This window comes from Paracoccus sp. KKT209, from assembly GCF_055635455.1.
On sequence record NZ_JBVMWB010000004.1, the window covers coordinates 130,651 to 144,536 of the forward strand.

The 13,886-nt window shown below is 61.4% G+C and carries 15 protein-coding genes; 13 read left to right on the forward strand and 2 right to left on the reverse strand.

Going from position 1 to position 13,886, the window contains the following annotated elements:
- The first annotated feature begins 17 nt into the window (after positions 1-17).
- The 13 genes from traC to ACZ2G3_RS19640 all read left to right on the forward strand — a co-directional run bounded on the left by traC (position 18) and on the right by ACZ2G3_RS19640 (position 13,013).
- On the forward strand, positions 18-2,450 hold the full coding sequence (gene traC / locus ACZ2G3_RS19580; RefSeq protein WP_419270886.1) for a type IV secretion system protein TraC: 2,433 nt from the start codon (positions 18-20) through the stop codon (positions 2,448-2,450).
- Entirely contained in the window at positions 2,447-2,641 is a 195-nt protein-coding gene (locus ACZ2G3_RS19585; RefSeq protein WP_419270888.1) for a hypothetical protein, read from the forward strand. The genes traC and ACZ2G3_RS19585 overlap by 4 nt, the downstream gene beginning before the upstream one ends.
- Positions 2,642-2,643: 2 nt before the next feature.
- Positions 2,644-3,105, forward strand: a complete 462-nt coding sequence (locus ACZ2G3_RS19590; RefSeq protein ID WP_419270890.1) for a hypothetical protein — start codon at positions 2,644-2,646, stop codon at positions 3,103-3,105.
- Between the two features lie 8 nt (positions 3,106-3,113).
- Positions 3,114-3,671 (forward strand): S26 family signal peptidase, encoded by a 558-nt coding sequence (locus ACZ2G3_RS19595; RefSeq protein WP_419270892.1) that lies wholly within the window; start codon positions 3,114-3,116, stop codon positions 3,669-3,671.
- Positions 3,659-4,984 (forward strand): hypothetical protein, encoded by a 1,326-nt coding sequence (locus ACZ2G3_RS19600; RefSeq protein ID WP_470400044.1) that lies wholly within the window; start codon positions 3,659-3,661, stop codon positions 4,982-4,984. The genes ACZ2G3_RS19595 and ACZ2G3_RS19600 overlap by 13 nt, the downstream gene beginning before the upstream one ends.
- Positions 4,981-5,328, forward strand: coding sequence for a hypothetical protein (locus tag ACZ2G3_RS19605; RefSeq protein ID WP_419270896.1), 348 nt, complete (start codon positions 4,981-4,983; stop codon positions 5,326-5,328). Before ACZ2G3_RS19600 ends, ACZ2G3_RS19605 begins: the two co-directional genes overlap by 4 nt.
- On the forward strand, positions 5,328-5,744 hold the full coding sequence (locus ACZ2G3_RS19610) for a hypothetical protein (protein ID WP_419270898.1): 417 nt from the start codon (positions 5,328-5,330) through the stop codon (positions 5,742-5,744). Before ACZ2G3_RS19605 ends, ACZ2G3_RS19610 begins: the two co-directional genes overlap by 1 nt.
- Positions 5,744-6,811 carry a TraU family protein gene (locus tag ACZ2G3_RS19615; protein WP_419270900.1) on the forward strand — a complete coding sequence of 356 codons (1,068 nt, stop codon included), beginning with the start codon at positions 5,744-5,746 and terminating at the stop codon, positions 6,809-6,811. The genes ACZ2G3_RS19610 and ACZ2G3_RS19615 overlap by 1 nt, the downstream gene beginning before the upstream one ends.
- A gap of 7 nt (positions 6,812-6,818) precedes the next feature.
- The gene (gene traN, locus ACZ2G3_RS19620; protein WP_470400046.1) at positions 6,819-9,845 is read left to right on the forward strand and encodes a conjugal transfer protein TraN; all 3,027 of its coding nucleotides are present in this window, start codon (positions 6,819-6,821) and stop codon (positions 9,843-9,845) included.
- A gap of 47 nt (positions 9,846-9,892) precedes the next feature.
- Positions 9,893-10,186, forward strand: a complete 294-nt coding sequence (locus ACZ2G3_RS19625) for a hypothetical protein (RefSeq protein ID WP_419270903.1) — start codon at positions 9,893-9,895, stop codon at positions 10,184-10,186.
- 11 nt (positions 10,187-10,197) lie between these two features.
- A complete protein-coding gene (locus ACZ2G3_RS19630) occupies positions 10,198-10,749 on the forward strand; it encodes a DUF2726 domain-containing protein (RefSeq protein WP_419270905.1) in 552 nt (183 codons plus the stop codon).
- Complete coding sequence (locus ACZ2G3_RS19635; RefSeq protein WP_419270907.1) at positions 10,746-11,468, forward strand: hypothetical protein; 723 nt, start codon at positions 10,746-10,748, stop codon at positions 11,466-11,468. The genes ACZ2G3_RS19630 and ACZ2G3_RS19635 overlap by 4 nt, the downstream gene beginning before the upstream one ends.
- A 369-nt stretch (positions 11,469-11,837) precedes the next feature.
- Positions 11,838-13,013 carry a helix-turn-helix domain-containing protein gene (locus ACZ2G3_RS19640; protein WP_470400048.1) on the forward strand — a complete coding sequence of 392 codons (1,176 nt, stop codon included), beginning with the start codon at positions 11,838-11,840 and terminating at the stop codon, positions 13,011-13,013.
- A 16-nt stretch (positions 13,014-13,029) separates the two neighbouring features.
- Here ACZ2G3_RS19640 and ACZ2G3_RS19645 read toward each other — a convergent pair whose 3' ends face one another.
- Complete coding sequence (locus tag ACZ2G3_RS19645; RefSeq protein ID WP_458478870.1) at positions 13,030-13,647, reverse strand: SOS response-associated peptidase; 618 nt, start codon at positions 13,645-13,647, stop codon at positions 13,030-13,032.
- Positions 13,648-13,670: 23 nt separating this feature from the next.
- Positions 13,671-13,844 (reverse strand): hypothetical protein, encoded by a 174-nt coding sequence (locus ACZ2G3_RS19650; RefSeq protein WP_419270912.1) that lies wholly within the window; start codon positions 13,842-13,844, stop codon positions 13,671-13,673.
- Positions 13,845-13,886 lie beyond the last annotated feature (42 nt).

Genomic DNA, 13,886 nt, shown 5'->3' on the forward strand with positions numbered 1-13,886 from the left:
ATCCTCCGAGGCCGTCCATGTTCGATTTCAAGCCTTATACCCGCGTGTCCGAATACCTCCCCTGGCTAGCCTATGACGATACCAGCCAGACCTTCGTGCTGGACGGCAACTATGTCGGCTTCACGATCTCGGCGCTGCCGCTCTCCAGCTTCGACAGCACCATTGCCAAGCGGTTCGCTCAGCTCCTGAAGTACGAATACCCCAAGCATTCCTACCTGCAACTCAACCTGCTGGTCCTCGATGACGTGTCTGATCACGTAGTCGCAATGCTGAAGGCCAGAGAAGGCGACAAGGACCCGCTGATCGCGGAGGCGACGGCCAAGACCGTCGATTTCATCCGACGCGGCGCGTCAGGCGGCGCGCAGGGGCTCGCGGTGCGCAACTCGACCCTGCTGATCAGCTTCAAGATGCCCACGAAGGAGATGCTCCCGAATGAGGAGGAGCTGCTGCTCGTCCAGAAGATCAAGCGCGAGATCTTGGAAATCCTGAACACGATCGGGTTTTCGCAGCTTCGCGTCGCGAATGACACCGAACTGGCCTATCAACTATCCCAGATCCTCAACCGCTCGAAAGACGCAAGTTGGCGGCAGGGCCGCAATCCGGTCGACGAAAGCGTCTTCATCCGTGATCAGATCCTCGACTACGACGCCACGGTGACGGTGAAGGAAAAAGCTGTTCGCGTCGGCGATAGCTGGATCACCTCGCTTTCGCCCAAGAAGCTGCCGCACCGGTCCTACTTCGGGATCGCCGAGCGCTTGTCAGTTGATCCGATCTCCGGTGATCGCGGCATCCCCTGCAACCACATGATCTCGGCCACGGTGAAGTTCGAGGACATCTCAGAAATGCGCCCCCGGCTGGAGCGCAACCGTCAGTATTACCGCAACTACGCTGATGGGCCCTTCGGCCGCATCCGGCCCGAGTATCGCCACCGGCACGAAGACTGGTCGCATCTCATGGACATGGTGGGGGAGGGCGAGCAGGTTCATCGCTTTTCGCTGAACATTCTGCTGTTCTCGGGCAGCGACCAGGAGGCTGAGCGCCACAGCACCACGACCCGGACCTATCTCAACGAGGTGGGCTTCGCGTTCATGGAAGACGCCGGCGTCACCTTTAACATGATCCGCTCGAACCTGCCGCTCGGCCCGGAGAAGAACGATCAGCGCGACCTGATGCGGCTCCGGATGAACTACACGCTGGCAATCGCTACGTTCATGCCGGTCTTCTTCGAGTGGCGCGGGACAAAAACCCCGCTCATCAGCCTAGTCGGCCGCGGCGGGCAGGTGATGGGCTTCTCGCCCTTCGACAGCGGCACCAACTACAACCTCACCGTCTCTGCCGAGTCGGGTGCAGGCAAGTCGTTCTTCTCCAACGAGCTGATCTCGGCCATGCTGGCGACTGGCGGGCGGGTCTGGGTCATCGACGTTGGCCGCTCCTATGTCAAGCTATGTGAAAGTCTCGGCGGTCAGTTCATGGCCTTCGGCCAGAACGCGAATATCTGCCTCAATCCCTTTTCGACGCTAAAGACGCCGGAGGAGTTCGCGGAGGTGCAGGACATCCTCTTGCACCTCCTATCCACGATGGCCGCGCCCAAGGACGGGCTGAGCGACTTCCAGACCAGCATTCTGCGCCAGATCCTGGGCGAACAGTATGATTTGCATGGGGCTGATCTCTGCATCGATCATATCGCGGATGCCTGCCTGCAGGCTGCACAGGAGCAGGGCGAGGGGGCCGACAAAGAGTTCCGCGAGAAACGGATCTCCGACATCAGCTACGGCCTCAGGGCATTCTGCAAAGCCGGGCAGTTCGGGCGCTACTTCAACGGCCCGTCGAACATCGACTTCACCTCAAACTTTGTCCTGCTGGAGCTGGAGGAGCTGAAGAACCAGAAGCACCTTCAGACAGTAGTGCTGCTGCTCCTGATCTACCAGATCCAGAACGGCATGTACCTGGGCGAGATCGATGCCAAGAAGCTCATGCTGATCGACGAGGCGTGGGATCTGATGTCCGAGCCGCAGATCGCCAAGTTCATCGAGGCGGGCTATCGGCGCTTCCGAAAATACAACGGCTCGGCCTGCATCGTCACCCAAGCCCTGACGGATCTTCACGACACCACCACGGGCCGGGCTATCCTCGCCAACAGCGCCATGACCGTCATGCTGCAACAGAAGCCGGCGACACTCGACAAGCTGGCGAGCGGCGACAACCCCGAATTTTCCAAGGGCCTCTGCGAGCGTCTGAAGACTGTCCGCACCGTGAAGGGGCGCTTTTCGGAGATCTTCGTGCGGACATCTGAGGGAATGGGCATCGGCCGCTTCGTCGTCGATCCGTTCCGGGCTCTCCTTTACTCGACCCACCCCGATGACGTGTCTGAAATCAAGAAGCTGACCCGGCAGGGCTACAGCACCAAGGAGGCGATCAACCTGATCATCGAAGCACGGGGGCGGGGATGATCCGGATGCCGCGCATATCTTCCGAAACCGCCATCTGGTCGGTGGTCGGCATCCTAGCTGCTGTTCTCCTGGTGTCGGAGACCATGATCCGGGCACGGGCCTTCAGCGAAATGATCGAGGCTTTCGACCAAGATAATGGCGTGAAGACCTTGACGGCCGAAGCCACCCCCACTCGCTACGAGGAGCGCTAAGCATGGCGCGTGACAGCTTTGAGGCTACCTTCGCCGCCGGGATGGGTATTCTCGGCTGCATAGTTGGGACCTGTGCCTTGATCATCGCCCTGAGGGATAGCCCCGAGGGCGCGAGGGTTCTGGTCTATGACAAAGCCGGGATCTCCGATCAGGTGGCGCCCTATGTCGCCGCCGGCCACAACCCACTGGCCGTCATTGATGAGGCGGTGGCGCGGGCAGCGAACTCCGGCGCGATCGTGATCGACGGCGACGGGGTGCAGGCCCCTCAAAGCGTAATCCTCCAGCTGCAGGAGTTCGTGGCTGTCGGCAGCGATGTCGGCCTGATCGATGCACCCGCAGACCCGACAGCGGCCGACATGGTCACGGAAGGCACGACACCGATGAGCGCCGAAACCGTCGCCGCGCAACATGCCGCCCAGACTGCGCGGCAGACCGACCAAAACGACAATCTGCAGGATCAGTGAGGGGGATGATGACGCACAAAAAGCCGAAGAAGACGCTCAAGGACTTCAACTGGAAGGTGGGGGCCAAGGTCTTCGCCGTCTGCACCGCTGTCGGCATGGGCTATGCCTATGCCAGCCAGCGCTATGTGATCGGTCTCGATACGCAGGAATACAAGTGCCTCGATGACTGGATCTTCATCATCGACACCTGGGATCGTCCGGGTGCCGCCGACGTGGAGCGCAACGATCTTGTGGCGGTTGTCTTGACCGACGCCCAGACCCCCGCCAACGCTCTCTGGGGGCCGGGCCAGGTGATGGTCAAGCGCGCCGTCGCCAAGCCGGGCGATGTGGCCGACATCAGCGCGAGGGGCATCGCCTTCAAGCGCGGCGAGGAACACTGGACCCACGGCACGGCGCTGGAGGCGGCTCCCGCCCTCGGGATCAGCGAAGAAGATCTGACCCGGCAAATAACCATTTCCCCAGGCGAGCTGTTCCTGATGGGCGACAACCCAATGAGCTATGACGGGCGTTACTACGGCCAGGTCAGCGAGGGTCAGATCGTGGGGTCGGTCCTGTGGTCCTTCTGAAGTCCCTTGGCCGCGCCGCCTTGTTGGCAACCGCACTCAGCCCGCTCGCTCTGTCGGCGCAACAAATCCGCCTGACGCCCGAAGACCTGGCGCCGACACGCCAACATGACTTCGATCTTAAGGCGCGCGAGTTCACAGCACCTGCCCAACTAGAAGAGTTCCGCAGCCTGGCCGCCGAGATCGGCCAAAAGGCCGCATCCGAGACCGGCAAGACACTCCGCAAAGTAGCGAACGATCTTGGCGTCGACGCGGATGAGGCCGAGACAGCCGAAACGCTAGCGGCGGCTCCCGGCATCGCGCGGCTGCCCGATGGCATCCGTGCCTCGATTTTGGTCAGCGCCAATCTTGGCGAGAGCACGCTTGCCGAGATGCTGGACCGCTACCGGCTCCGGAAAGATGTCCGCTTCGTCTTCCGAGGCATTCCCGAAGGTATGACAGTTCCGCAGTTCGGCCTGTGGCTGAGCAAGCTAACCTCCCTCACGGGCGCTGACCGAATGGCCGCACCGGCGGACATGAACATCATCCTCGATCCCGAGCTGTTCGCGCTTACCGGAGCCCAGCTTGCGCCGACGATCATCCTAGAAGACCTGAACCAGGCGCGCGAGGAAGGGCAGAGCGACGGCATCGACCTTGGCCGCATTATCGCCCGGGCTGAGGGCTTCAGCGATCCCGACTGGCTCCATGAGCAATATCTGAAGGGCAGCACCGATGATCTGACCAATCCGAATGTCGTGGAGATCACCGAAGAGGATCTTCGGGTGCGCGCTGAGCGCGAGGCGCGGCAAGTGGCCGCGCGGCTGACCCGCGATCCGGACGTGCTGAAGAACCGGTTCTGGGACCGGACAGCGCGCGATCTCGACGCCATGCCCGTCACGCCAGCGGCAGCCGATCGCAAACGCCAGCTGCACTTCATGTTCCGGACAGCCGAGGCGATCAAGGATCACGAGGGCAAGGTCCTCGCCCATGCAGGCGAGGTCTTCCAGCCAAAGGACGTGGCCCCCTTCGACCGGCGCATCTTTGTGGTCAATCCAAACCGGCCCGAGGAGTTGGCCTTCGTGGAAGAGGCCCTTCGCGCGCCGCGGCCGCATGTTGCCCGCGCCCTGATCATCGCCACCGAGCTGCCGGGTACGATGCCGGGGCAGGACCCATGGCAGGGGCTTCAGGCGATGGTCACACGCTTCGGAATGCAAGTCTTTTTGCTCAACGACCAGTTCCGCCAGAGCTTCCAGGTCCAGCACACCCCCACCGAGATCTATCCCGAGACCCTTGCGGGTTCAGTCGAAGTCATCAGCCAAGAGGTCGCACTCAAATGACCCGCCCAACCTCGCCTGTCGAGCGCCACCTGCAGCACATGGGCATAGCGCCCCGCCGGCCGTCGGACGGCCTGCACAACCTCTGTCCGCGCTGCCTGAAGGCCAGCGGCCTGCACCTGCCGAAAGCATATGCCGATCTGGGCGAACTTGGGCGCTGCTCGCTTTGCGGCGAGGTTGCCGATTGCCGCGATCATGAGCTGCTGCACCGCTTCGCCACCGCAAAGATCGACCCGCACACTGTCTACCTGAGATACCCGCGCCTGCGCCGGCCTCTGAACGGGCCGAACATCACCATCGCGGTAATTGACGCAATGATCCAAGCGCATTGGGAGCGGGGGCGGTGATGGCGAAGAGCAGCGCAGACGGTGACCGGAGTGAGCGGGTGTTCAACGAGCTATGCCGTTTCCTGGGCCCTCTGGCCGCGTTCGGACGCAGCTATCACGAGGTGCCCTGCACCGGGCTGCGCCCCCGCTTCAACTTCTGCCAGACGTGTCTGGCCGCGAAAGGGCCGAAGGCTCCGCCGGAAGATTGGTTCCAGCTCGGCCAGTGCAGTTCCTGTGGCGATACCCTGCTCGTTTGCGATCATTGGCTGGCCGATCTCGCCATCAGCCTTGGCCTTTGTCCCACCGATGGCAATGGCATCCCCCGGCTCCGGCAGGCCTTCGTCCACACGCCCCTGCTCCCTCATGGCCAGCTGCTCGCACTTCTGTCCCATGACATCCGCCGCGCTGCCGGCACCAGAACACTGGAGGATGACTGATGCTCGACTTTCTGAAACGAATGGCGGTCACTTCAGGAGCGGCTTTGGCAGTCAGTGCAACGGGGGCGATGGCCCTCGGTCAATGCCCGGCTAGCAACATCATCGGCTCGGGGATCGTCAGTAATGTATGCTGGTCCTGCATCTTTCCGCTGCGGATCTCAGGGATAACCATTTTTCGAAGCTCGCAGCAGGCAAACGGACAGGATGCCAATGGCTTTGCAATGTCCTCTCGGCCGCGCGTGCCATCAGGTGCAGCCGACAGGGCGGTCTGCGTCTGTGAGACCGGTGCGCTGCCAACCATTGGGGTTCCTGTCGGCATGTGGCTTCCTAGTGAGCTTTACGAGACCACTATGACCCCCGGCTGCTCGTCGGTCCTGGGCGGCATGCAGATCGGCATTGCCGACGACCTCTACCTGGGCACCTCGGGCGATCCCACCTCGGACCTCGAACAGCAGAGCTTCAACCACGTTCATACCTACAGCTTCCCGATCGTCCTGATGATGGAGCTGTTCACCAAGTGCGCCACCTCCTACTCGGACATCGACATCCTCTACATGTCCGAGATCGACCCGATGTGGAACGATCCTATCGTTGCCATGTACGGCAACCCCATGTCCGTCTTTGGATCTAGCATCGTGGCTCAAGCCGCCTGTGCCGCAGACTCGGTTTCTGCGAGCTTCGGCAACCCGATCGACAGACTGTTCTGGTGCGGCGGCAGCTGGACCACCACCATGGCCCCCTATACCGGCTTCGAGCATGCCCAGGGGCCAGTGCAGTTCTCCTCCTCGACCTCGCAGAAAATCCTCGCCATGAACGCGGCGCGCGGCATTGAGCGCAGCACTGTCGGCAATGACGCGCTCTGCCAGGCTCAATACAAGCCGATGCTCCAACGCTCGCATTATCGCTGGCAGGCGGCCTGGCCGAGGGCCGAGGGACGGCGCAATCACGCATCTGGCGAAAGCATCCTGCGGTGGGGAGCCGGCAGAACCGTGCCGGGCGTAGCGGAAATGCCCATCTACCTGCGCTGGAACTGGACCGACTGCTGCGCCACGGTCTTTGGGGGCTGAACCTATGATGATGAGCCGCATCTCGATTGTGATGAAGACGGTCTGCATTGGCGCCACCATGCACCTGTCGGTGCTGGACGCTGCCTTGGCACAGACTTCTCAGGCTATGCAGGACGCTGCGTCCAGAGCCAACACCGACACTTTCAAGCTCGACCCGAGGGACCTGTATGCCCGCGAAGGCCAGAACATCACGATCAGGGACGGCTCTCCCGATGGGGACGTCACGTTTAATTCGCGGGATATGACCTACGGAGTGGCAGGTCAGAGCGCGACGGCAGGCACGTTGCCCTCGATCACCACCTACGAAGACCTCTACTCCTACCGGGACACCGAGTTGGGCAGGCTGGAGGCGGGGAGCGGCAAGTACGGTTCGACCGGCGAGGTAAATGCCGAGGCCAACGCCATGAGCGTTTTGCGCAGCAGCGAGGGTCTGCCTTCGGTCTCGGGCCAAGACTTCCTGTTCCGCTCGCGCGAGGTTCTGGGCGAGGGCTCCACCGAAACTGTCGAGTTCGGCGAGTGCATCATCAGGCAGGAAACCGGTCAGGTCGATTACAGCTACGACAACTCGGTCATCAACACCTGCGACAGCTTCGCATTGAGCGTTGCACCCATGACGGCTGAGCGGACCTACAACGGGCCGAGGCCGCTCTTCAACTACCTGACAATAGGCGGGCAGGGCTACTGCGGCTTCTCCGGGGTGCGGGTGAGAACAGATGCGCCGGAGACATGCGCAAAGCTCTCGGTGCTAAGAGAGATCCCGACAGCTGATCGGGGCGAGCTGTCGGTTCGCGCCTGCGCGAGCTTGGCGAGGTGCTTGGAGTTAGTGCTCGATCAGGCAGGGGAACAGACCGGCGCGATTATGAGGTTCCGGGCGCGGCCTGGGATTGTTTTGAGCAATGCGCGCCTGACGGCCACCGGCCTCAACACGAATGGCTATGTGACTCACGACGGCACAAGGATCATGACCGGCAACGGAATGATGAACCTTCCCGCCATCACTGCTAGCCCGTCGAACGCCCACGAGATTGGTGTCTCGGGAGGATCAGCTCGTCAGCAGGTGCGTGAACCCTCCAGCGGCTACATCTACCGCTACCGCCAAGGCATTGGAGGCGTGTCCGGCGACAAGATCGTTGAAACAGGCTTTCGCGGCGGAAGGTCAAAGGCTGTCTACTGGGATGGTCATTTCCTGGGACGGACAGAGACCTCTGAATTCGTCCAGGCAGGCTGCACATATCGTTTGGGGGAATATGTTGACACGATCTTCTACACCGAGAGCGGCAGCGAACAAAACACCACATGGACTGAGCGAGCATACAGTGCCTACCGGCTTTGCGACCGGGTTGTGCAAACTGACGGTCGGGCGGTGGTTCGACTGAACTTTGATTCTACGGCCTTGTTCACCCCGTGGGGTTACAACGCGACACGCTATAGGGAGATGTTGGCGCTCACGGGGGATGCCGCCTGCACGCTGCAATACACTGTCGAGGAAACTGTCAGGGATGCCAATGGCTGCGTGAACGCCTGGACTGGCAGCGGTGGCCAGCCCGGCAAGCTCTGTGGGGCCGACATTCCCGTATCGCCCTTCGGTATGCTGTCGGACCGGGCAGCCACGAAGATCACCATCACGCCGTCTTGCTTCAATGATCGGGCAGGCGAAAGCTTCGTCTCGACGAACAGCTGCGCTCCTCTGCAGGGCGACAGCGCCTGTACCTTCATCGGGCGCAGCTGCTCCGTCACGCTGGCGGGTGGCCAATGCGCCGTCTACGAGAACCGCTACCAATGTGGTGAGGTTGAACACTACTCCAGCCCCGTCGTGGAAGAGCTGAACATCTGCGAGTCCAATGTCAGCTGCCTGGGCGACGACTGCATCCTGAATACAGGAACAAGCGGCGCTGTTGATCTGGCTGACACGGCAGCCAAGCTCGCCGCGGCCGACATGCTCATGAGCGACATGCAATGCGCTGAGGATCTCGGCACCGCAGTTGACCGGGATGCTGCCATGCTGAGCTGCCAGCTTTTCACCGGCGAGCCGGAAACCTGCTCTCGCCGCACCCTTGGCCTCTCGAACTGCTGCACCACACCCTCGGGCGTCAGCGTGGCCGATTATCTGCAGCTGGCCTTCTCCGTCTCCCGCCTCTCCCGAGCCTTGGAAGGCACCAGCATGGCGAACCCGGTCACGTCATCTTGGGTGTCGATGGAAGACATGACCCGCAACAGCTTCTCGCAGCTGACCCGGCCTCTGACCGAGACCTGGGAGTCGATTATCGGCAACAGCGAGGCGGCGAAGAGCGTCGGCAATGCACTCTCCATGGAAGCGGTAAAGCAGGAGATGATGAAGAAGGCCGCGAGCTGGACCGCGGAGGTCTTCGGCGAGCAAGCGGCGAACTCGATCTTTCAGGCTGGCGGAAGCCCGGCATTTGTCGGTGGACAGCTTCAGCCAGGCAGCATTGGCCTGACACAGGCCGCCGCGACAGTGATGAGCGCCGTGATGACCGCCTATACGATCTACACGCTGATCAACGTTCTCTCGGCCGTCCTCTTCGCCTGCTCGGAGGGTGAACAGGAGTTGATGGTGAAGCGTGCCCTCAAATCGACTCACGAGATCGGGGAGTACTGTTCAAGGAGCATCTTCGGGCACTGCGTCTCACGGCGGACAGCCTTCTGCACGTTCAACTCGCCGCTCTCGCGCATCATGAACGAACAGGCGCGCGAGCAACTCGGCATCAGCTGGGGGTCACCTAGAACGCCAAACTGTCAGGGGATAACCGTCGCGCAGTTCCAGTCTCTCGACATGGATCAGGTCGATCTCTCCGAATGGACCGGGATGATGATGTCGAGCGGAATGATCGACTTCGATGCTGTGACCGACATCGAGAGGCTGACCGGCACCGAGTCCACCTACGGCAAGGCGCTGGAAGACCTGTACACGCGGCAGGACGCCATCACCCGCAATACGAACCGCTACGAGACCATCAACAGCGACCAATTGCGGGAAGATGCGGTGGCGGACTTCGGCAGGGGGGCCGTGCAATGAGCCCAATGAAAATCCTGAAGGTTTGCCAGCAACAGGAGGCATGAGACATGTCCGCAGCCACCCGTAAAAAAAACGCGCCAGGCGTCCGGTCCGGGGTTACGGTGCAGATGCCCGAGGCGCAGCTGCCCTCCTATGCCGCGCAGATCCCGCTGCACGGAAAGTCGTCCAGAGCATCGGGTGCGGCCAAACAGACACGCTTGGCACCCTTTCTGGTTGTGTTGCTTGCCCTCGTGCTCGCATACGTCCTCTTTACGATCGGAACGATGGTTCCACAGGCACGGGCGCACTTCCTGCACCTCGTTTTGAACCCGGCACCGGCTCATTTCCTCAAGGCCGACTGAAAGGCGTCCGCATGTCCAACAGCACCCTGATCATCTTTGCGATCATCGTCATTGGCGGCCTGCTCCTGTTCCTGCGCAGATCGAAGGCGGCGCAGCAGCAGCGGGACGTGAAGACAGCAGGCTTCACCGCCCGGCCCCTGATGAACAAGAGCGAACTCCAACTCTTCCGCATCATCAATCTGTGGCTCGGGGAGCATGCCCGTGGCTACCACGTCTCACCACAAGCCACCTATGGCGCGTTCCTCGGATGCAAGGACTATGCAAAGTGGCGGCTGATGAGCGCCAAGCGGGCAGACTTCGTGGTCTTCGATCCGCAGGGCCATGTCAGGTTGATCATCGAGTTCGACGGCGCTGGTCACTACGGCAGGAACCGCAAGGATGCCGATGGCGTCCGCAACCGCGATACGCAAAAGAACCTTGCCGCCGGCGCGGCTGGCATTCCGCTGGTCCGGATCTCCAGCCTGAAGGATCGCGGCGCAATCACTGGGGCGCTGGAGCAGGTTCTGGCGCCCGCGTCCCTTACCGTTCAACCAGAGCAGACAATGGAGGCTGCAGCTTCATGACCATCAGATCGCTATCCCTCGCCCTGGGCACTGCGTTGGCCCTTGCCGGCTGCGTGTCATCGACCGAAGAACAGGTCACCTCCCAGCCTTCTACCGCCGAGACAAGGACGCTCGCTGATGTCGGCATCGATGTGGGCACGGCTGAAGACACGGTAAGCCGCGTGGGAACGAACAACGTCGTCAACGCGGGTCTGGCGGCTGGCATGGGCCAGTCCTTCGGCGGGGCAGGGCTTGCCGCTGGCGCCCTCGGGTGGCTGACAAGCCCCGGCGCTGGCCTCGCAGGAGATCCGAACCTGATCCTAACCTTGCCCGCTGGTGCGACCACGGCAAGCTACGAACGCAAATATTCGGAAGCCTTGTACAGCTTGTACGGCCAGGATCTGGAGGCCCAAGGCTACAGCCGCGTGGTTGTGCAGAAGGCACCCCACTTCGCCACATTTATCAAGCCAGGTTGCAAGCTCACGCGGCATGGCTACTACGCGACCAACTGCTCCATCAGTTTCATTGCCTCCATTACGAAGCCGACGGGTGGCGGGAGTGGCAACGCCTACGTGCTGAAGCTTTCGTCCACCGGTAACTGGATTACCAATTACGAAGCGCTCGCGAAGCGTATGGCTGACCGGCATCCGGAGCTGTCGCTCTACCTGCCGCCGCGCCGTGAGGCTGGTACGATGGCGGGGCCGCGTCTCTACAAGAATGGCAGAATCACCAGCCTGTGATCAGCAGGATCGGCGGGTGTGGGCGTGAAAATACAAGCCCACACTCCCCAAAAACCGGAATGTGCCAGTTATTGTCGCAGAGTTCCGGAAAAATTCTTGCCGTTTAACCGGCGGTGAGAGTAAAGCTCTACATAGTGTGCGGATTCTCGGCACGCTCTACAAGAAGAAAGGAGCGATACCCCTAAAAAGAGCAACCCCCCGCTGAAAGATCAACGAGGGGAGTGCGCTAAAGCCTGAATTCTTGGTCGTCTTCAGCTTTAGCGTATTTCCCGACAGTCTGGCAAGAAAAAAACGCAGTTCTGCGAACGCATAAGTTATGGCTGTTGATGGCTTTCCGTGGGCCCAACCACGAGCAGGAACATGAGGGCAATGACGAAAGAGAGGGTGCGCGCAGCATCCCTCGCAGACAGCTATAAGGGACTTCCCCACGGTATCACGCACCTGGAGCTGTGGGATCAGATCAACGACGCAAGAGCCTCCCTGAGGCTGAACAGCGATCAGATCACGCTGTTGGGCTATTACATCAAGCGCACCAGGGCGCTGGACTGGACACCCGGTCACGAGCCGATCCTCGCATGGCCTAAGTTCGAGATTTGCTATGACCTCGACTGGAGCGAGGACAAGCTTTCCAGGATCGAGGCATCGCTCTGCAGGATAGGCCTCATCGCCTTCCGGGATTCGGCCAACTGCAAGCGCCGGGTCCGTCGCGAAAGCAATGGCGCGATCTCCGGCTGTGCCGCCGGCATTTCGCTTGCACCCCTAGGCGCACGGGCCGAGGAAATTTTCGCGCTGGCCCACCAGCACCGCGAGAACAAGACCAAGCTGCGCAGGGTCTACAGCGAACTGTTCGAGGCGCGCTCGATGATGCGGGACATTCAAACCCATCCCGACCTTTGCCGATCGGCCTGTGAGGCCATCTCAGAGCTGCTGGACACCCTGCCGCGCAGAAAGGACGCCGCGGCCGAACTGTCGACACTGACAGGCCTCCTGACGCGCGCCAAGGCCATGATCAGCCATTTGAGCGCCATGATCGGACTGCCCGCGGCGGCCAAGGCCGAGACGATCAAAGCTGTCACGGCTGAGGCAGCGCCCATCGCCACATCTGGTCCCGCAACACTGCGCCCCCTGCACCGCAGAATTGCGGAGCATAAAGATCCTCATTCCAATAAACCTGAAGAAGATCGAAAATTAGTTGATTTGCTGGCGGCTGCGCCGGTGACGTTTCGCTCAACGCTCGAGGTCACGCAGGAACGTGCAGCGGGTTTACCTTGGGAAATGGTCTTGTCCGAGACGATCGACACCTACGGCCGGGACCTGGCGCTTTCCTCTGGCTACCTTGGGCGGCTGAAGAGCCAGTTCGGCATCACGGGAACGCTCTCGGCGCTCTTCGGGCTGGGGAAGATGGCTGAGAAGGGGGCGGAGATCAGGAACCCGGCTGGCTACGCCATGTCCCTTGCACGGCGTGTGGAGGCAGGACCAACTGCTCGATCATCGGCTATGGGTCCGCGAAGGACTTGGTTCAGCGATGGCCAGGCGGTGGCGTGACTGCCGACCTTATCCCCTACTGGCTGTCCTCGACCAGCTGCAAGGCACCGTCGCGCAGCGGCCGCTGCAGTTCGGTTGCAGGCAAGCCATCCATCCAAGCAGCCCATTCGTCTGGCTCGGTGAGGATCACCGGCATGGCCTTGGGATGAACCGGTTTGACTTCCGCATTCGGTGCAGTGGTCAGGAAGGCATAGAGATCATCCACAGTCTCGCCGTCCTTGATTTTTCTGACAGATTTCCACCCGCGGCACTCGATGCCGGCAAAGAACATTGGCCGGTCTTCGGCACTGGCGAACCACTGATTGCCTTTCCCTTTTCCACGAGGCTCGGCGAAGGAAGTGAGCGGCACCAGACAGCGGTGGCCCTTGCTCAGCCATCGGCGCCAGTGCGGCGAAGCCAGATTGCGCACGTTGGTTACGCCGGGATCGCGCTCGGTCTTCAGGAACGCCGGCGGCGACGGCATGCCCCAACGCGCCTTCACCAGTTCAAGTCCCTCGTCCCCGTGCCGGATCACCGGCGCCAGCTGATCGGGGAAGATCCGGCCGCCTTCGAGGTTGCCCACGCGATCCCCGAGGCCCGCGAAGAGCTGCCTCATCGCGTCCTGGGGCATGGTTGCCGAATAAAGGTTGCAGATGTGGACGGCCCCTCCTTGTAGGATCAAAGCAGACTTCTAACCAAATCGCTTGCTATCAGATGTCCGGCCTGTTTGCGCGAGATGAACTCGCTGGCCCAGATGGTGTACGCTACGCCCGCTCCAAGCACATTGGCGGCATCACTGATGCCAGTGTAACCTTCGGAATCACGTTCGTATCGACCGATTGGTTGTTCCATCTCCTGCGTCCTGCAAGTCTGATGAGGCTATTCGCCGGCCAT

Coding starts and splice junctions, on each gene's coding strand:
- ACZ2G3_RS19610 (WP_419270898.1), top strand. CDS start 5,328: ATGGCGAAGAGCAGCGCAGACGGTGACCGGAGTGAGCGGGTGTTCAAC.
- ACZ2G3_RS19615 (WP_419270900.1), top strand. CDS start 5,744: ATGCTCGACTTTCTGAAACGAATGGCGGTCACTTCAGGAGCGGCTTTG.
- ACZ2G3_RS19650 (WP_419270912.1), bottom strand. CDS start 13,844: ATGGAACAACCAATCGGTCGATACGAACGTGATTCCGAAGGTTACACT.
- ACZ2G3_RS19590 (WP_419270890.1), top strand. CDS start 2,644: ATGGCGCGTGACAGCTTTGAGGCTACCTTCGCCGCCGGGATGGGTATT.
- ACZ2G3_RS19585 (WP_419270888.1), top strand. CDS start 2,447: ATGATCCGGATGCCGCGCATATCTTCCGAAACCGCCATCTGGTCGGTG.
- ACZ2G3_RS19635 (WP_419270907.1), top strand. CDS start 10,746: ATGACCATCAGATCGCTATCCCTCGCCCTGGGCACTGCGTTGGCCCTT.
- ACZ2G3_RS19640 (WP_470400048.1), top strand. CDS start 11,838: ATGACGAAAGAGAGGGTGCGCGCAGCATCCCTCGCAGACAGCTATAAG.
- traC (WP_419270886.1), top strand. CDS start 18: ATGTTCGATTTCAAGCCTTATACCCGCGTGTCCGAATACCTCCCCTGG.
- ACZ2G3_RS19630 (WP_419270905.1), top strand. CDS start 10,198: ATGTCCAACAGCACCCTGATCATCTTTGCGATCATCGTCATTGGCGGC.
- ACZ2G3_RS19595 (WP_419270892.1), top strand. CDS start 3,114: ATGACGCACAAAAAGCCGAAGAAGACGCTCAAGGACTTCAACTGGAAG.
- ACZ2G3_RS19625 (WP_419270903.1), top strand. CDS start 9,893: ATGTCCGCAGCCACCCGTAAAAAAAACGCGCCAGGCGTCCGGTCCGGG.
- ACZ2G3_RS19605 (WP_419270896.1), top strand. CDS start 4,981: ATGACCCGCCCAACCTCGCCTGTCGAGCGCCACCTGCAGCACATGGGC.
- traN (WP_470400046.1), top strand. CDS start 6,819: ATGATGAGCCGCATCTCGATTGTGATGAAGACGGTCTGCATTGGCGCC.